Raw genomic sequence first — 17,453 nt, forward strand, 5'->3', positions numbered from 1 at the left:
AGGGTGGAGAGGGACGGGCTAGCCCAGCAGGGAACGTCCGATGATCTCCTTCATGATCTCGGTCGTTCCGCCGTAGATGGTCTGGATACGGCCGTCCGTGAACGCCCTGGCGACCGGGAATTCCGCCATGTAGCCGTACCCGCCGTGGAGTTGGAGGCAGCGGTCCGCGACCCGCTTCTGCAGCTCGGTCGCCCACCACTTCGCCATCGAGGCGTGGACGGCGTCCAGTTCCCCGTTCGAGTGATCGACGATGCACCGGTCGAGGAACGTACGGGTGACGGCGCACTCGGTCGCCATCTCGGCGATCTCGAAGCGGATGTGCTGGAGCTTGGACAGCGGGCGCCCGAAGGCCTCCCGTTCCTTCACGTACCGGGTGGTGATCTCCAGGAGGTGTTCGGCGGCGGCGATGCCGGCCACGGCGATGGCCATCCGCTCCTGGGCGAGGTTGGTCATGAGGTGGACGAAGGCGCCGTTGAGCTCGCCGAGGAGGTTCTCCTTGGGGACACGGACGTCGTGGAAGAAGAGTTCGGCGGTGTCCTGCGACTTCTGGCCGATCTTGTCGAGATTCCGGCCGCGCTCGAAGCCTTCCGTGCCCCGCTCGACGACCAGCAGTGAGAGCCCGTGCGCCCCGCCCTCGGGCGTCGTCCGCGCGACCACGATCACCAGGTCGGCGAGGATGCCGTTGGAGATGAAGGTCTTGGAACCGTTCAGCACCCAGTGGTCGCCCCGGTCCTCCGCGCTCGTCCTGATCCCCTGGAGGTCGGAGCCGGCGCCGGGCTCGGTCATCGCGATGGCGGTGATCAGCTCGCCCGTGCAGAAGCCGGGCAGCCAGCGGCGCTTCTGCTCCTCGGTGGCGAGCGAGGTGAGGTAGGGGCCGATGATGTCGTTGTGCAGGCCGAGCGCCATGCCGGGCGCGCCGGCCCGGGTGAACTCCTCCGCGAGGACGGCGCTGTAGCGGAAGTCGGGGTTGCCGCCGCCTCCGTACTCCTCGTCCACGGCGAGGCCGAGCAGCCCCTGACGCCCGGCCGCGCGCCAGGCCTCGCGCGCGACGATGCCGTCCTTCTCCCACTGCTCGTAGTGGGGCAGCACCTCCTTGGCGAGGAAGGTGCGGACGGTCGCGCGGAAGGCCTCGTGGTCGGCGGTGTAGAGCTGGCGCTTCATGCCTGCTGGCCTTTCAGGGAGGGGACGGCCCAGTCGCGGGCGATCTCGTCGGTGTCGGCGCCGGGCAGCGCGGGTCCTGTCCGGACGGTGCCGGGGGTTGCGGAGAAGCGGGGCGCGGGGGCCGGCTGGGTGAGGCCGCCGTGCTCGACGAAGGTGGAGCGGGCGGCGAGGTGTGGGTGGGTGGGGGCCTCACGGAGCGAGAGGACCGGTGCCACGCAGGCGTCGGTCCCCTCGAAGACGGCGGTCCACTCCTCGCGCGTACGGGTGCGGAAGCGCTCGGCGACGGCGGTACGGAGTTCGGCCCAGCGCCCGAAGTCCCGACGGGCCGGGGCGACGTCCTCGATGCCGAGGAGCCGGACGAACTCGTCGTAGAACTGCTGCTCCAGTGCGCCGACGGCCATGTACCGGCCGTCCGCGGTCTCGTACGTGCCGTAGAAGGGGCAGCCGCCGTCCAGCAGGTTCACGCCGCGCCGGTCCTGCCAGCCGCCGGCCGCGAGCATGCCGTGGATCATGGTGGCGAGGTGCGCGGCGCCGTCCACGATGGCCGCGTCGACGACCTGGCCCTCGCCGTGCGCGCGGGCGTGCTGGAGCGCGGCGAGGACGCCGACGACGAGGTAGAGGGAGCCGCCCGCGTAGTCGCCGACGAGGTTGGCGGGGACGGTGGGCGGGCCGTCCGGGTCGGGACCGATCATGCCGAGGGTGCCGGTGATCGCGAGGTACGCGATGTCGTGTCCGGCGGTCGCGGCGAGCGGCCCGTCCTGGCCCCAACCGGTCATCCGGCCGTAGACGAGCTTCGGGTTGCGGGCGAGGCAGGCGTCGGGGCCGACGCCGAGGCGTTCGGCGACTCCGGGCCGGTAGCCCTCGATCAGGATGTCGGCCCGCTCGACCAGGTCGAGGACGGTCGCGGGACCGCCGTCGGCCTTGAGGTCGACGAGGGCGGAGCGCTTGTTGCGGTTGGTGAGGTCACGCGCGGGGTCGATGCCGAGTCCCGGCCCGCCCGGCCTGTCGACGCGTACGACATCGGCGCCGAGGTCGGCGAGGAGCATGGCCGCGAACGGGCCGGGCCCGATCCCCGCCAGCTCCACCACCCGTACCCCGGAGAGCGGCCCGTCCGAGGTGGTGCGGTGCGTCGCCGTCGTCGCCGCCATCGAGCCCCCAGCTATGTGTGACACCAATGATGTAACACCGGTGATGCTAGGAACGTGTTCCACTCCGCACAAGACCCCTGGCCGAGCAAGCGCTTGGAATTTCGCCGCTGAGCCTGCCAGGGCCTGACCTGCGCCGGATAGGGTCCGCCGGGCCCGAGCTGGTGCGGGACGCCTTCGCCGGGCTGCAGGCCACGCTCAACGACAGCTGCGCCGCCGACTGCGCGTACTTCCTGGGCCGCGTCCACGAGGAGCTCGACGGGCTCGACCACCAGACCCTGCTGATCTCCACCCGGGACCGGATCAACACCTGGATGCGGGGCCACCCCGACGACTACCGCTGACGGACCCCGACGGAGCTACCGCTAGGCTCCGCGCTCGCAGGGAAGCAGGGAAAGTCGCAGGGAAGCCGCATAGGGGAAGGCGAGGGGCCGCATGGAGAGCGGGAACGGTGTGGGGCGGGACACGGCGGAGCGGGCGTACGACGTCGTGCTCTTCGGGGCGACGGGGTTCGTCGGCGAGCTCACCGCGGAGTATCTGGCCGAGCACGCGCCGCCCGGGTTCCGGTGGGCGCTCGCCGGGCGCAGCCGCGCCAAACTGACCGCGCTGCGGGAACGGCTCGCGGCACGGTGGCCCCGGTGCGCCGAGCTGCCGCTCGCCGTCGCGGACTCCACCGACGCGGCCGCGATGCGCGAACTGGCCGCGTCCACGCGGGTGGTGGCCACCACGGTCGGTCCGTACGTCTGGTACGGCGAGAGTCTCGTGGCGGCGTGCGCGGAGAGCGGCACGGACTACGTGGACCTCACCGGCGAGCCGGAGTTCGTCGACGAGATGTACGTACGCCACGACGCGCGCGCCCGGGAGACGGGCGCACGGATCGTGCACGCGTGCGGCTTCGACTCCGTACCGCACGACCTGGGCGTCTACTTCACCGTCCAGCAGCTGCCGAAGGACGTGCCGCTGCGGATCGACGGCTTCGTGCGCGCCGGCGCCATCTTCTCGGGGGGCACGTTCGCGTCCGCCCTGACGGCGATGGGGCGCGGCCGGGAGACGATGCGCGCCGCGCGCGAACGGCGGCTGTACGAGCCCCGGTTGGTCGGCCGCAGGGCGCGCGCCCCGATCGGCGGACCGCGCTTCAGCCGGGAGACCGGCACCTGGGCGCTGCCGCTTCCGACCATCGACGCCCAGGTGGTGGCCCGTTCGGCGCGGGCCCTCGAGGCGTACGGCCCCGACTTCGTCTACCGGCACTACGCCTCGGTCAAGACGCTCCCGATGGCGCTCGGCGGCTCCGCCGTGGTCGGCTCCGGCCTTGCGGCGGCCCAACTGGCGCCCGTACGGCGCTGGCTGATGAGCCGTTACGAGGCCGGGCAGGGCCCGAGCGCGGAGCGGCGCGCGCGGAGCTGGTTCACCGTGCGCTTCGTCGGCGAGGGCGGCGGGCGGCGCGTCTTCACCGAGGTCTCGGGCGGCGACCCGGGGTACGACGAGACGGCGAAGATCCTCGCCGAGGCGGCGCTCTGTCTCGCCCTGGACGACGACCTGCCGAAGACCTCGGGACAGGTCACGTCGGCCGTCGCGATGGGCGACGCGCTGCTCGACCGGCTGCGGGCGGCCGGCATCCGCTTCCGGGTGGCGTACAAGGGCTGACGCCCGGCCGGGGTGCCGTGGACCCGGTCCCGGCCCCGGGGTGCCGTGGACCTGGCCCCGGCCCGGTGCCGTACGGCTGCCGCCGGCCCCGGGTGCCGGGGGCCTCAGTGGCGTACGAGACAGAAGGGGTGGCCGGCCGGGTCGGCGTAGGTGCGCCAGGCCCGGTCGCCGCCCCCGTCGTCGAGCAGCGAGGCCCCGAGCGCGAGCACCGCGTCATGGGCGGCCTCCAGGTCGGCGACCCGCACGTCGAGGTGGAACTGCTGCTCGGGCGCTCCCCAGACGGGCGGGCGGTGGTCTGCCACGCCCTGGAAACAGAGCACCGGCGCGCCGGAGGCGTCGTGCAGGGTGGCCCAGGCGTCGCCGAGGGCCCACTGCCCGTCGGGCCGGTTGATCTCACCGCCCAGGACCTGCTGGTAGAAGACGGCGAGCTCCATCACGTCGGTGCAGTCCAGGACGACGCACTGGAGCGTGCCGATCATGCCGACACCCAGGCGGCGACGACGTAGACCATGGCACAGACCCAGGCCAGGGCCAGGAGCCCGGCCCCGGCAAGCAGGGTGTGCATGCCACGGCCGGCGGTGCGCGGAGGTGCGGAGACGGGGGATGTCATGCGCCCCAGCCTGCCGCGCGTGATCACACCCCGCCATCCGTACGCGTACTCAGTCACGCTACTCATCCCCCACCCCGTCCGCCCCTAGGGCCTTTCGTTTGGATCATGCCGGGCTCGCGGGCCCTGGCACGCCCGCTCGCCGCGTTGTCGTCGGTCGCCAACGCTCCGCGTTGACTCCCTCCTCCGCCTTGCGATCCCACGCACCAGACCCCGCTCCCTGATCCGGCCTGATCCAAACGAAAGACCCTAGGCCGCACGGAGAGCCCGGCGGCAGAGGGAGTCGGCGTGCCGGGTCGTCTCCGGGATGCGGTAGCGCGGGGCGAGCACCAGAGTGTGGGCGCAGGCGTTGTCCAGGGAGACCCGGTGGCCGACGGAGACGAAGACGGGCTTCACCCCGGCCTGGGTGCGCAGGGCCCGACCGACCTCCTCCGTACCGGACGTACCGGACGCACCGGACGCCAGGAGGGGGCTGAAGTCGCCCCGGTTCGGGCCTGGTTGGTCGTGGTCGAAGACGAAGGGGTTCTTCGCGACGCCGATCGACGGGCGTCCGGTCAGGACGCCCAGGTGGCTCGCGAGGCCGAAGCGGCGGGGGTGGGCGAGGCCGTAGCCGTCGCAGACGAGCAGCCCGGGGTCGGCGGTCAGTCCGGCGAGCACGGCGAGGACCGTGGGTATCTCGCGGAAGGCGAGCAGCCCGGGGACGTACGGGAACGACACCCGGCCGACCGCGGTCGACTCCTCCACCACGTCGAGCGTGCGGGCGTCCAGGACGACGGCCGCGGCGGCGACGAGGTCGCGCTCGTCGTCGTAGGCCACGTCGAGGCCCGTGACATGGCCCGTACCGGGCGCGGGTCCCGGCTCGTCGAGGACGAGCCGCCCCCTCAGCTCCTCCTGGACGGCGCGGGCCGTCGTCTCGTCGGTGGGCCAGCCCTCGGGAACGTCGATGATCGTCATGATGACGGCCACCCTACGGCGCCCCTCCGTCCGACAGGCGAACGGTTTTCCCGCCGCCGACCGGCCGCCGGGTAGCCTGCCGATCATGTTCGTACTGGAATTGACCTACACGGCCCCGGTCGAGCGGGCCGACGCGCTGCTCGACGCGCACGTCGCGTGGCTCGACGCGCAGTACGCCGCCGGCGTCTTCATCGCCTCCGGGCGGAAGAACCCCCGCGACGGCGGCATCGTCCTGGCCGCCGGGGTCGGCCGCGCGGAGATCGAGAAGATCGTGGCGGCCGACCCGTTCACCGTCGAGGGCGTGTGCGCGTACCGGATCACGGAGTTCTACGCGACCAAGACGGCCGAGGCGCTCGCCCCGTACCGCGAGCGGCTCCCTTCCTAGGGCGTGTTTCGAAAGTCCCGCCTGCCTTCCGGGCAGACGGCGCTACTTTCGAAACACGCCCTAGCCCTTTCCGCGAGAGCCCTGGCCCTTCATCGTCCGCCGAGGCGGGCGATCCGGCCCTTCTCGCCCGAGGCCCAGCAGGCCCCGTCCCGCGTGCAGTCGACCGTGTCGTACGAGCCGGTGTCGACGGTCCGCCAGGTGCGGCCGCCGTCCGTCGTCAGGTCCGTGCCGGTCGGGCCGACCGCGAGCGCGGCCATGGGGGCACCTCCCATGCCGTCAAGGCTGTGGGGGAGGGAGTGCGGGAGCCAGGCGACGCCCGAGCGGTACGCGGGCGGCGGGGCGGAGGCGGCGTTCCAGCGGCGCCCGCCGTCGCCGGTGACGGCCGCCGCGTGCGGCGAGGACTGGTCGGCGCGGTAGTCGCCGCCGACGGCGATCCCGTGGGTGCGGTCGCGGAAGGCGAGCGCGAAGACACCGCGCGCCGGATCGCCCGCCGGGATCGTGGATTCCGCGGCGGTCCAGGTCAGGCCCCGGTCGCGGGAGTGCAGCACGCGCGCGGTGGCGCCGCCGCCGGTGGCCAGCCAGACGTCCCTCGGCCCGGAGGAGACCAGGCACTGGCCGCTCGCGGCGAACCCGGCCTCTCCGGGCAGCGCGGCCGGCATCCCGGCGTCGGGCAGCACCGCCCAGGAGCGGCCGCCGTCGCGCGTCGACAGGATGCGGTACTTCCCGTCGACCGGGTCGCTCATGGCGAGGCCATGGCGCTGGTCGAAGAAGGTCATGCAGTCGTAGAAGGCCCGGGGGTCGGTGTTGCGGAAGGACTCCGTCCAGGTGGCTCCGCCGTCGTCGGTCCGCAGCACCCGCGAGGCCTCGCCCTCCCCGATGGCGAGGACCACGGCCCGCCGGGCGTCGAATGCCTCGACGTCGCGCAGCTCCAGCTCCCCGGCCCCGGGCGGCGATACGTTCCGCCAGCTCCGGCCGCCGTCCGTGGTGCGGAGCACCGTCCCCTTGGAGCCCGCGGCCCACGCGGTCCTGCGGTCGACGGCCGCGAGGCCCCGGAAGCGGGCCTGCGTACCGGTCTCCGTCAGCTGCCAACCGGCACCGTACGGCCCGATCTGCGACGCACCGCCGGACGCGGCCCCGGACGCGCTGCCCGAGGCGCCCTCCGACGCGCTCTCCGACGCGCCGTGCGCCGGGACCGTCAGGGCCGCCGCGAGGGCGACTCCGCTCAGCCCCACCGACATCATTCGTCTCGTCTTCCCCTTGGACGTCATGGCGCCGGAAGCTAGCCCACCCCGGTGACCCCGTCCAGACCGCCTCGCGCGGAGCCCGCGCCGTCGCGCGGCGGTGACACAGCTCACGTAACCCCCCAGTGCACGTTCCCGCCCTGTCGTTCGTCTTCCTCTGTGTCAGGGAGACGTCAGGAACCGAAGCCGCGCGACAGGAGCTGGCCTTGTCCACCGTCATCGAGCAGGCCGTTCAGGCCCGACTGGTCGCATCCGCGCCCCGGATGGAAACCGTCCCCGCCACACTGCGGTACGACCGCGAGGATCCCTACGCCGTGAGCATGGCGTTCCCCCCGCCCGCGACGCTGGAGGGCGTCGAGGTGTCCTGGGCGTTCTCGCGCGAGCTGCTCGCGCAGGGTGTCGACGGGCCGGCCGGGCTCGGGGACGTCCGGGTCCGCCCGTACGGGTACGACCGCACCGTCGTCGAGTTCCACGCGCCCGAGGGCGTGGCCGTGGTGCACGTGCTCACCGCCGAGCTGCGGCACTTCCTGCGGCGCTCGCAGCACTTGGTGCCCACCGGTCGCGAGCACCAGTACCTGGACTGGGACGAGGACCTGGCCCACCTCCTGGACGGCTGACGGCAGACGTCCACGCGCGTCTGAAGCTGACCGCGCGCCTCCACCCGCGTCTGAAGCTGACCGCACACCTCCACCCGCGTCTGCGCTCAAAGCCAACCCCGAGCACATCCACCCGCGTTTAAATCGGTTGCCGCCGCCCGGTGCCGGGCGTACCGTCCTGACCTGGCCCTGTTGTCGCCCGATCGGAGAAGGCCGTTGCTCGTCTGAGGATGCGAGACACCGTGCCGCGCGTGCCCCTTGCTGCTTCCACGCAGCGCCGCGTGTGCCGTCTTCGCCCTCGGCGTACGAGCATTCCCGCCTGCCCGCGCCCCGGTGTCTCACCCGTTGCCCCAGCCCGCGCCCATGCAACAGGGAGGCCCCCATGGCGACCCAACCCACCTTCATCACCTGCTCGTCCCTGTCCTTCTCGTGGCCGGACGGGACCGAGGTCCTGGACGACTTCCGGCTCGCGGTCGGCCCCGGCCGTACCGGCCTGATCGGCCTGAACGGCTCCGGGAAGTCGACGCTCCTCAAGCTCGTCGCCGGTGAGCTGACCCCGACCGACGGCACGATCCGTACCGTCGGCGAGGTCGGCTACCTCCCGCAGAACCTGGTCCTGGACACCGCGCTCCGGGTCGACCAGGCCCTCGGGATCGCCGGGATCCGGGCCGCGCTGCACGCCATCGAGGCGGGCGATCCCGCCGAGGAGCACTTCGCCGCGGTCGGCGACGACTGGGACGTCGAGGAGCGGGCCCGTGCCACGCTCGACCAGCTCGGCCTCGGGCACATCGGCCTCGACCGGACCATCGGCGAGGTGTCCGGAGGCGAGTCGGTGCTGCTGCGGCTCGCGGCGCTGCTGCTCGCCCGGCCGGACATCCTGCTGCTCGACGAGCCGACGAACAATCTCGACCTGCACGCCCGCAACCGGCTCTACGAGGCCGTGGACGCCTGGTCCGGAGTCCTCGTCGTGGTCAGCCACGACCGGCAACTCCTGGAGCGGGTCGACCAGATCGCCGATCTGCGCGACGGCGAGGTCACCTGGTACGGCGGCGCCTACTCCGCGTACGAGGAGGCGCTCGCCGCCGAACAGGAGGCGGCCGAGCGGATGGTACGGGTGGCCGAGGCCGACGTGCAGCGGCAGAAGCGCGAACTGTCCGAAGCCCAGATGAAGTTGGCGCGCCGCAAGCGCTACGGCCAGAAGAGCTTCGACAACAAGGTCGTGCCGAAGATCGTCGCCAACGGCCGCAAGGCGGCGGCGCAGGTGTCGGCGGGCAAGCACCGCACCCTGCACACCGAGCGCCTCGCCGAGGCCCGCGAGCGGCTCGACGTGGCGGAGGAGGCGGTACGGGACGACGACGAGATCAGGATCGAGCTGCCGCGCACCACGGTCCATCCGGGTCGCGGGGTGCTCACGCTGCGCCGACTGGAACTGCGGTACGGCGCACGGGTCGGCGGCGAGTTCGAGCTGCGAGGGCCGGAGCGGATCGCGCTCGTGGGCCGGAACGGAGCCGGCAAGACGACGCTGTTGCGCACGATCGCCGGGGAGCTGGAGCCGGTGGCGGGCGAGGTCGAGACCCATGTGCCACTGCGTTTCCTGCCGCAGCGACTCGACGTCCTCGACGACGGGTTGAGCGTGGTGGAGAACGTCACCCGGTTCGCGCCGGAGGCGACGGCCAACGCGATCAGGGCGCGGCTCGCCCGGTTCCTCTTCCGGGGCGCGCGGGCGGATCAGCCGGCCGGGACGCTGTCGGGAGGGGAGCGGTTCCGGGCGACGCTCGCGGCGCTGCTGCTCGCCGAACCGGCACCTCAGCTGCTGATGCTGGACGAGCCGACGAACAACCTGGACATGGCGTCGGTACGGAAGCTGACGGCGGCTCTCGAGGCGTACGAGGGGGCGTTGATCGTGGCCAGCCACGACGTACCGTTCCTGGAATCGCTGGGGATCACCCGCTGGCTGCTGCTCGACGGCGAGCTGCGGCCGACGAGCCCGGAGGAGGTCGGTTCAGCGGTTCACTAAGGCCCAGGACTTCGTACCGCCACCGGGCGTCAGCACCGGGGCGAGTCCCCGGCCCCCGCCGTGCGTGTCGACCGCCGCGGCCAGCAGCCACATGCTGCGGCTGCGGCGGTCGCGGCACTCCTCGGCCGACGGCGCAGGAGCGGGACCGCGGCTGGTGGGAGGAGCACCGCGGACTGCTGCCGCCCGGACTGATCGACATCGCCGAACTCGAGTTCCACGCCTCGGAGTTGCACACCGCCGTCACCACCCACATCCCCGGCCTCCTGCAGACGGAGGAGCACGCCCGGGCCGTCTTCGACACCGCCGACCCACCGCTCCCCGGCCCCGATCCGCAGGAGCGGGTGGCCCTGCGGCTGCGCCGCCAGGAGACCGCCGGCGGCTTTCCCGGCGCGGGGCAGTCGTTCACCTGTGTGGCGGCGCCCGTACCGCAGCTCGACACCGTGCAGCGAGGGCGCCAACTGCTTCCGCTTCGGCCTCGACGACGCGGGCCGCGCCTCCATCGGCTCGCCCCTCACGCCCGGCGCGTACGTGAGCGACTCGATCGAGGCGCTGCGCGCGCTGATCTCCGCCGTGAAGGCCGGGGAGGCCGGGGAGGCCGGGGAGGCCGACCATCTGCTCTGAGTAGCCATGATCGCGCCACACCCCGGCACGCCGGAGCCGTGACCTGCCTCTCCCCACACGGCCACCAGCAGCGCACATAACGGAAGGTAATCGGACATCGTTACGACGGGCTTGGCCGAGGCCTTACGGAGCCTTAACCTACGGTCTCGTAACCTACGAATCCGTAGGTAGTTCCGTAATGCCCTCTCTCCGTCCCCAGGAGTTCCCGTGACGCTCACCTCTCCCCACCTCGGCAGCTCGGCAGGGTGGACCGACGCGCGGCTGCTCTACGCGCTGGAAGAGGTGGTGGAGAAGGAGCTGAACCGGCACCTGAAGGTCACCAAGGACTGGATGCCGCACGAGTACGTCCCGTGGTCGGACGGCCGGAACTTCCCGGGCTTCTTCGAGGACGGCGAGGCCTGGGACCCGTCCCAGTCCAAGGTCACCGAGGTCGGCAAGATCGCTCTCGTGGTCAACCTGCTCACCGAGGACAACCTGCCCAGCTACCACCACGAGATCGCCTCGCTCTTCGGCCGCGACGGCGCCTGGGGCACCTGGGTGCACCGCTGGACCGCCGAGGAGGGCCGCCACGGCATCGTGATGCGGGACTATCTCCTGGCCTCGCGCGCGGTGGACCCGGACAAGCTGGAGCAGTTCCGGATGGCGCACATGAGCGAGGGCTTCGAGTCCGACAACCGGCACTCGATGCTGCACTCGGTCGCGTACGTCGCCTTCCAGGAGCTGGCCACCCGCATCTCGCACCGGAACACCGGCCACCAGTCGGGCGACCCGGTCTGCGACCGGATGCTGGCGCGCATCGCCACCGACGAGAACCTGCACATGGTCTTCTACCGCAACCTGCTGGGCGCGGCCTTCGAGATCGCCCCGGACCTGACCATGCAGGCCGTGCGGGACGTCGTCGTGAACTTCCGCATGCCGGGACACGGCATGCCGGGCTTCGAGCGTATGGCGGCGCAGATGGCGATCGGCGAGATCTACAACATGCGCATCCACCACGACGACGTGCTGCAGCCCGTACTGCGCTTCCTCAAGGTGCTCCAGATCGACGGTCTCGGCCCGGAGGGCCTGAAGGCCCAGGAGGAGCTGGGGATGTACATGAACGGTCTGGACAGCGAGGCGTCCAAGTTCGACGAGAAGCTGGCCGCGCGCAAGGCGCGGATGGCGGCGCGCAAGGCGGGCTGACCCTCCGGAGCATCGCTCGGTGACGGGTGCACGGGCCTCGACGGCCCGGGCACCCGTCTCTCATGTGCCGAGGCGGCGCCTGTCTCACCTGCCGAGCCCGCGGCGCCCGCCGTCCGTGCGCTTGAGCCGCCCCCGCTCCTTCTCCGAGAGACCGCCCCACACCCCGAACCGCTCATCGTTCTCCAGCGCGTACTGGAGGCAGGCCACCCGCCCCTCGCACGCCCCGCAGAGCTGCTTGGCCTCGCGGGTCGAGGAGCCGGGGGCCGGGAAGAAGAACTCGGGCCCGGCCTGGGCGCACAGGGCGTTCTCCTGCCAGGACATGTCGGGGGCGGCCGGGGCGGTCATCACGATGGTGTCGGTCTGCATGGCCGATACGTTGCCTGTCGGCCGTAAACGGTCCCTCAACGTTCGATCAATGCGGCGCGCCGCCCGTCGGGTCGATCGGGTCGGCGGAAGAGACCCGTCCAGAGGAACGCCTCGCCGAAGTGCGGGGAGTCGGCGGGCTCGTCCCGCATCCGGCGCAGTTCGACCTCCGTCAGGTCGGAGAAGATCCAGCGCAGGGACTCCGCCGTGTAGGCGAGCCCGCCGTGCAGACGCGAGTCGCGGTAGAACGCGGCGTCGGGCAGCTCCGAGCCCATCCCGCCGGACGCGAAGCAGGTCAGGGCGAGGTGCCCGCCGGGCGCGAGGAGCCGTTCGAGCAGGGCGAGGTAGCTGACCCGCCGGTGCGGCGGCAGATGGTGGAAGCAGCCCGAGTCGCAGATCAGGTCGTACGGGCCCGTCAGCTCGCTCCCGGCGAGCGCGAAGGCGTCCCCGTGGTGGAACCGCACCTCCGCACCGGCCTCCTCGGCCCGCTGCCGGGCCCAGCCGATCGCCTCGTCCGAGAGGTCCACCGCGTCCACCTCGAAGCCCAGGGACGCCAGATACAGGGCGTTGCGCCCGGGTCCGCAGCCCAGGTCGAGGGCCCGGCCGGGGGCGACCAGGCCGCGCTCGACGTACGAGACGAGGCTCCCGTCCGGCTTCGCGACGAAGAACGGCACCTCCTTGGAGCGGTCGCCGTAGAAACCGTTCCACCAACCGGCCGCGTCGGCGGTCCAGCGGTCGGCCTCCGGCGCGAAGAGCCCGTCGAGGAGCTTCAGCACGTCGTCGACGTCACGTATGTTCCGGTCCATCCGGCACCCCTTTCCCGATGTCTGAACGGTAGGGGAGATCACGACGAAAGCCCAGCTCAGGAGGGGTTTCACGGGGGCGACGCAAGGCTCTGTAGGGCCCTCGGCGGGCGGAGTGCGCGGGGGCCCGTCGGCACACCCGTGACCCCCCACGCGCGCGTGCCGACGCCCCCGCCGGAACCCGCCAGGGGGCCTTCCCGCCGGGCTCCGGGCCGGGTTTTCGGACGGGTCCCGGAAGGCTTTCCGGCCGGCCGTGGTCAGTCGGTCTTCTTCGCCCTGCTCGGCTGTACGCGCTTCGGTTCGCCCGGCATCTTCGGGTACTCCGGTGGGTACGGCAGGTCGCCGAGCCCGTGCTCGGCCTCGTCGCGGCGAGCCGTTTCGAGCAGAGCCTCCAGGCTGAACCGGTGGTCGTCCATGTCGGCGTGGACGTCGCCCACCTCCGCGTACCGGGCCGGCATGGTCTTGATGTCGAAGTCCCGGGGCGTGGCGTCGTCGATCTCGTCCCAGGTCAGCGGCGCGGAGACGGGGGCGTGCGAGCGGGGCCGTACGGAGTAGGCGGAGGCGATCGTACGGTCGCGGGCGGTCTGGTTGTAGTCGACGAAGATCCGCTCGCCGCGCTCCTCCTTCCACCACTTGATGGTCACGCGGTCCGGCATCCGGCGCTCCAGCTCGCGGCCGCAGGCGATGGCCGCGCGGCGGACCTGCGTGAAGGTCCACCTCGGCTCGATCGGCACGAAGACGTGCAGGCCGCGGCCGCCCGAGGTCTTGGGCCAGCCGCGCAGCCCGTGCTCGTCCAGGACGGCGCGCAGTTCGTGGGCGGCGCGCACGGCGTCGGCGTAGTCGGTCCCGGGCTGGGGGTCGAGGTCGATGCGCAGCTCGTCGGGGTGGTCGGTGTCCTCGCGCCGCACCGGCCAGGGATGGAAGGTGACCGCGCCGAGGTTGGCCGCCCACAGGACGGCGGCGGGCTCGGTCGGGCACATCTCGTCGGCGGAACGCCCGCTGGGGAAGGTGATGTGCGCGGTCGGGATCCAGTCCGGGAGGTACTTGGGGGCGCGCTTCTGGAAGAAGGACTCGCCGGTCACCCCGTCGGGGTAGCGCTCCAGGGTCGTGGGCCGGTTCCGTAGGGCGCGGGTGATGCCGTCGCCGACGGCCAGGTAGTAGCTGACCATGTCGAGCTTGGTGTAGCCGGGTTCGGGGAAGTACACCTTGTCCGGATTGGAGACGCGTACGGTCCGCTCTCCGACTTCCAGTTCCACCGCTGCCGTCTTGCTCGCCATGCGTGTCAGCGTAGGGCTCGCCGACATTCCTCGCATACCAGACAATCGGTCCATGGATCTGCCGGTGATGCCGCCCGTGAAGCCGATGCTGGCCAAGGCCGTGAAGAAGATTCCGCCGGGCATGCAGTACGAGGCCAAGTGGGACGGCTTCCGCGCCATCGTGCACCGCGACGGCCCGGAGCTGGTCATCGGCAGCCGTACGGGCAAGCCGCTGACCCGCTACTTCCCCGAGCTGGTCGAGGCGCTGCTCCCCCGGCTGCCGCGGCGGTGCGTGGTCGACGGCGAGATCGTGATCGAGCACGACGGACGGCTCGACTTCGACCGGCTCACCGAGCGCATCCACCCCGCGGACTCGCGGGTACGGATGCTGGCCGGGAAGACCCCGGCCCGGTTCATCGCCTTCGATCTGCTCGCCCTCGACGACGACTCGCTGCTCGACACCCCCCTGACCGACCGGAGGGCCGCCCTGGAGGAGGTCCTGCGCGGGGTCGACGCCCCGGTCCACCTGGCGCCCGCGACGACGGATCCGGGGGTGGCGGCGCGCTGGTTCGAGCAGTACGAGGGGGCGGGCCTGGACGGGGTCATCGCCAAGCCGCTGGATCTGCCGTACCGGCCGGACGCCCGGCTGATGTACAAGATCAAGCACGAGCGGACGGCCGATGTGGTGGTGGCCGGCTACCGCTTCCACAAGAGCGGTCCCGTGGTCGGTTCGCTGCTGCTCGGCCTGTACGACGACGGCGGCACCCTCCAGCACGTCGGCGTCTGCGCGGCCTTCACCGCCAAGCGCCGCGAGGAGCTGATCACCGAGCTGGAGCCGCTGCGGATGGACCCGCCCGACGGGCACCCCTGGGCGGCCTGGGCCGAGGAGGCCGCGCACGCGGGTGCGCGGCTGCCGGGCGCGCCGAGCCGCTGGTCGGGGAAGAAGGACCTGTCCTGGGTGGCGCTGCGGCCGGAGCGGGTCTGCGAGGTGGGGTACGACCACATGGAGGGCGACCGGTTCCGGCACACGGCCCAGTTCAAGCGGTGGCGGCCGGACCGGGCGCCGAAGTCCTGCGGGTACGGGCAGCTTGAGGAGCCGGTCTCCTACGACCTCTCCGAAGTGCTGACGTAGACCCTGTTGATGACGGTGTGTCAGCCATACAGCGTCGCATCAGTCGTACAGCGCGTCGATCTCCGCCCCGAACCCCGCGATGACCGCGTGCCGCTTCACCTTGAGGGACGGGGTGAGCATCCCGTTCTCCTCGCTGAACTCCCCCGGCACGATGCGGAATCGGCGGATCGACTCGGCGCGCGAGACGGCACGGTTGGCGTGGTCGACGGCCTTCTGGACGTCGGCGACCAGCTCCGGGTCCTCGGCCAGCGCGGCCACGGGGGTGTCCGCCGGCCTCTTCCGTACGGCCAGCCAGTGCTGGATCGCCTCCGGGTCGAGCGTCACGAGCGCCGCTATGTACGGGCGGTTGTCGCCGACGACCAGGCACTGACCGACCGGCGGACGGCTGCGCAGCCGGTCCTCCAGGACGGCGGGCGACACGTTCTTGCCGCCGGAGGTGACCAGGATGTCCTTCTTGCGGCCGGTGATGGTGAGGTAGCCGTCCTCGTCGAGGGCCCCGAGGTCGCCGGTGGCGAACCAGCCGTCCCGCAGCACCTCCTGGGTGGCCTCGGGGTTGTTCCAGTACGCGGTGAAGACGATGGGGCCCTTGAGGAGCACCTCTCCGTCGTCGGCGATCCGGACGGCGGTGCCCGGCACGGGACGGCCGACGGTGCCGGGCCGTGGGCGCAGGGGCGGGGTGACCGTGGCGGCGGCGCTCGTCTCGGTGAGGCCGTAGCCCTCGTAGACGAGGACCCCGGCGGCGTAGAAGAAGTGGCTGAGGCGGCTGTCGAGCGGGGAACCGCCGCTGATGGCGTACCGCAGGTTCCCGCCGAGCTCCTTGCGGATCCGCCGGTAGACGAGCAGGTCGTAGAGGGCGTGAGCGGCCGTGAGACCGGCGCCGGGGCGGGCTCCCGTGCCGAGGACATGGCGCAGGGACGCCTCGCCGTAGCGGACGGCTATGGCGTCGGCGCGGTCGAAGGAGGCGCCGCGGCCGAGCTTCTCGGCGGTGGCCCGGCCGGTGTCGTGGATCTTCTCGAAGAGATACGGCACGCCGACGACGAACGTCGGCCTGAACTTGCGTAGTTCGGGGCGGAGTTCGTCGGGCTTGATGCTGGGGAACTGGCCGATCTCGATGCGGGCCATCAGGCAGGCGAGCTGGATGACCCGTCCGAGGATGTGGGCCAGCGGCAGGAAGAGCAGGGTCGAGGCGGGTTGGCCCGTGACCGCCTTGAAGACCGGATGCAGCAGCTCGACCGTGGCGCGCGCCTCGGCGTGGAGGTTGCCGTGGGTGAGGGCGCAGCCCTTGGGGCGGCCGGTGGTGCCGGAGGTGTAGCAGAGTGTCGCCACGGTGTCCGGGGTGAGCGCGGCGCGGCGCCCGGCGGGTACCTCGTCGGCGATCTCGGCCCCCAGGGCGGCGAGTTCGGCCAGCCCACCGGAGTCGGTCTGCCAGGTCCTGACCGGGTCCGGGAGGGTGGCGGCGGCCTCGGCGACGGTGGCGGCGTGCTCGGCGCTCTCGGTGACGACGTGGCGGGTGCCGGAGTCGCGCAGGATCCAGGCGACCTGCTCGGCCGAGGACGTGGGATAGACGGGGACGGTCTGTCCACCGGCCGACCAGATGGCGAAGTCGAGCACGGCCCAGGCGTATCCGGTACGCGCCATCAGCCCGACCCGCCCGCCGGGTTCGACGCCCGCCGCGATCAACCCCTTCGCCACGGCCATGACGTCGCCGGCGAACTCGGCGGCGGTGACGGCTCGCCAGTTCCCGTGCTCCTGGCGGCGCATGACGATCGCGCCGGGGTCGGCGGTCGCGTGGCCGAAGGGGATGTCGGCGGGGGTCCCGGAGGGCGCGGGCCCAGCCGGCAGAGCCGTGTGCGCCTCCCGGACGACGCCGTCCTCCCGCACGAGCCGGACGGGAAAGCGGCCGACCAGATCCGGGCGCTTCCTGGCCTGCTTCAAGTCCTTGCGTACGCCCATGGCGGGGCTCCTGTTCGCGGCATGCGGACGGGGAACGAGCGGGACCTCCGGTTGACCTACCGCCAAGTCAACTTACTCACCCGTAACCAGATTTCAACCTTCCGCGCACGATCGGCCCCGGCGTGGATTCCGTCGGCGGGCCCGTGTCGCCAGGAGTGAGATGCTTCACATCGGCGTGCGGGTCCCCGAGTCCTCGTTCGACGAACAATCAAGCGACTCCGCGAGCCCCGCGCGGAGGAAGATCGGCCCACGCGGCGCGCACCTGCGGGAACACCGCGAGGTGTGGCACGGCGCGGTCCGGGGCCGGGCCCCTTCCATCCGTACACCCCGCCGAACCAGCGCCGGGCCGTTGCCCCACGGAGACAACCCCGTCTCCGAACCAGGAAGCCCATC

General features: G+C 72.1%; 17 protein-coding genes and 2 pseudogenes. 9 read left to right on the forward strand and 10 right to left on the reverse strand.

The annotated features are described in order from the left end of the window. Positions 1-18: 18 nt before the first annotated feature. The gene (locus ACGFYP_RS03210; RefSeq protein ID WP_393485770.1) at positions 19-1,161 is read right to left on the reverse strand and encodes an acyl-CoA dehydrogenase family protein; all 1,143 of its coding nucleotides are present in this window, start codon (positions 1,159-1,161) and stop codon (positions 19-21) included. Continuing rightward, a complete protein-coding gene (locus ACGFYP_RS03215) occupies positions 1,158-2,246 on the reverse strand; it encodes a CaiB/BaiF CoA transferase family protein (RefSeq protein WP_393486024.1) in 1,089 nt (362 codons plus the stop codon). The genes ACGFYP_RS03210 and ACGFYP_RS03215 overlap by 4 nt, the downstream gene beginning before the upstream one ends. Before the next feature lie 212 nt (positions 2,247-2,458). Between ACGFYP_RS03215 and ACGFYP_RS03220 the strand changes: the two are divergent. Together ACGFYP_RS03220 and ACGFYP_RS03225 are read left to right on the forward strand one after the other, a co-directional pair. Next, a pseudogene (locus ACGFYP_RS03220) lies at positions 2,459-2,650 on the forward strand (hypothetical protein); the annotation flags it as partial. Between the two features lie 91 nt (positions 2,651-2,741). Further along, a complete protein-coding gene (locus ACGFYP_RS03225; RefSeq protein ID WP_393485772.1) occupies positions 2,742-3,950 on the forward strand; it encodes a saccharopine dehydrogenase family protein in 1,209 nt (402 codons plus the stop codon). Positions 3,951-4,054: 104 nt separating this feature from the next. Here ACGFYP_RS03225 and ACGFYP_RS03230 read toward each other — a convergent pair whose 3' ends face one another. From ACGFYP_RS03230 to ACGFYP_RS03240, 3 genes are all read right to left on the reverse strand, one after another. After that, complete coding sequence (locus ACGFYP_RS03230; RefSeq protein WP_361970079.1) at positions 4,055-4,429, reverse strand: VOC family protein; 375 nt, start codon at positions 4,427-4,429, stop codon at positions 4,055-4,057. Next, positions 4,426-4,560 carry a morphogenic membrane protein MmpA gene (gene mmpA / locus ACGFYP_RS03235; protein ID WP_393485775.1) on the reverse strand — a complete coding sequence of 45 codons (135 nt, stop codon included), beginning with the start codon at positions 4,558-4,560 and terminating at the stop codon, positions 4,426-4,428. Before mmpA ends, ACGFYP_RS03230 begins: the two co-directional genes overlap by 4 nt. A gap of 246 nt (positions 4,561-4,806) precedes the next feature. Beyond that, positions 4,807-5,511, reverse strand: coding sequence for an endonuclease V (locus tag ACGFYP_RS03240; protein ID WP_393485777.1), 705 nt, complete (start codon positions 5,509-5,511; stop codon positions 4,807-4,809). Positions 5,512-5,596: 85 nt separating this feature from the next. Between ACGFYP_RS03240 and ACGFYP_RS03245 the strand changes: the two genes are divergently transcribed. Next, positions 5,597-5,896, forward strand: coding sequence for a YciI family protein (locus ACGFYP_RS03245; RefSeq protein ID WP_393485779.1), 300 nt, complete (start codon positions 5,597-5,599; stop codon positions 5,894-5,896). A gap of 89 nt (positions 5,897-5,985) precedes the next feature. Here ACGFYP_RS03245 and ACGFYP_RS03250 read toward each other — a convergent pair whose 3' ends face one another. Beyond that, positions 5,986-7,164, reverse strand: a complete 1,179-nt coding sequence (locus ACGFYP_RS03250) for a WD40/YVTN/BNR-like repeat-containing protein (RefSeq protein WP_393485781.1) — start codon at positions 7,162-7,164, stop codon at positions 5,986-5,988. Between the two features lie 179 nt (positions 7,165-7,343). On the opposite strand from ACGFYP_RS03250, the gene ACGFYP_RS03255 reads away from it, so the two are divergent. From ACGFYP_RS03255 to ACGFYP_RS03275, 5 genes and pseudogenes are all read left to right on the forward strand, one after another. Continuing rightward, entirely contained in the window at positions 7,344-7,754 is a 411-nt protein-coding gene (locus tag ACGFYP_RS03255) for an SsgA family sporulation/cell division regulator (protein WP_393485783.1), read from the forward strand. A 361-nt stretch (positions 7,755-8,115) separates the two neighbouring features. After that, positions 8,116-9,750 (forward strand): ABC-F family ATP-binding cassette domain-containing protein, encoded by a 1,635-nt coding sequence (locus ACGFYP_RS03260; protein WP_393485785.1) that lies wholly within the window; start codon positions 8,116-8,118, stop codon positions 9,748-9,750. 227 nt (positions 9,751-9,977) lie between these two features. Beyond that, positions 9,978-10,070: pseudogene (locus ACGFYP_RS03265) on the forward strand (transcriptional regulator); the annotation flags it as partial. A gap of 88 nt (positions 10,071-10,158) precedes the next feature. Beyond that, positions 10,159-10,371, forward strand: coding sequence for a hypothetical protein (locus tag ACGFYP_RS03270; protein ID WP_393485788.1), 213 nt, complete (start codon positions 10,159-10,161; stop codon positions 10,369-10,371). Positions 10,372-10,578: 207 nt separating this feature from the next. Then, on the forward strand, positions 10,579-11,553 hold the full coding sequence (locus ACGFYP_RS03275; protein WP_393485790.1) for an acyl-ACP desaturase: 975 nt from the start codon (positions 10,579-10,581) through the stop codon (positions 11,551-11,553). 84 nt (positions 11,554-11,637) lie between these two features. Here the strand turns inward: ACGFYP_RS03275 and ACGFYP_RS03280 are convergent, their stop codons facing one another. The 3 genes from ACGFYP_RS03280 to ligD all read right to left on the reverse strand — a co-directional run bounded on the left by ACGFYP_RS03280 (position 11,638) and on the right by ligD (position 13,996). Continuing rightward, positions 11,638-11,919: a WhiB family transcriptional regulator gene (locus ACGFYP_RS03280; RefSeq protein ID WP_393485793.1), complete on the reverse strand. Its 282-nt coding sequence runs from the start codon at positions 11,917-11,919 to the stop codon at positions 11,638-11,640. 35 nt (positions 11,920-11,954) lie between these two features. Then, positions 11,955-12,722 carry a class I SAM-dependent methyltransferase gene (locus tag ACGFYP_RS03285; protein WP_393485795.1) on the reverse strand — a complete coding sequence of 256 codons (768 nt, stop codon included), beginning with the start codon at positions 12,720-12,722 and terminating at the stop codon, positions 11,955-11,957. A gap of 254 nt (positions 12,723-12,976) precedes the next feature. After that, complete coding sequence (gene ligD, locus ACGFYP_RS03290) at positions 12,977-13,996, reverse strand: non-homologous end-joining DNA ligase (protein ID WP_393485797.1); 1,020 nt, start codon at positions 13,994-13,996, stop codon at positions 12,977-12,979. 52 nt (positions 13,997-14,048) lie between these two features. Between ligD and ACGFYP_RS03295 the strand changes: the two genes are divergently transcribed. Next, positions 14,049-15,107, forward strand: coding sequence for an ATP-dependent DNA ligase (locus tag ACGFYP_RS03295; protein ID WP_393485799.1), 1,059 nt, complete (start codon positions 14,049-14,051; stop codon positions 15,105-15,107). 39 nt (positions 15,108-15,146) lie between these two features. Here ACGFYP_RS03295 and ACGFYP_RS03300 read toward each other — a convergent pair whose 3' ends face one another. After that, a complete protein-coding gene (locus ACGFYP_RS03300) occupies positions 15,147-17,060 on the reverse strand; it encodes an AMP-dependent synthetase/ligase (RefSeq protein WP_393485802.1) in 1,914 nt (637 codons plus the stop codon). Positions 17,061-17,453 lie beyond the last annotated feature (393 nt).

Origin of the sequence: Streptomyces sp. NPDC048370 (genome assembly GCF_043200825.1) — a bacterium.
Classification (GTDB): Bacteria; Actinomycetota; Actinomycetes; order Streptomycetales; family Streptomycetaceae; genus Streptomyces.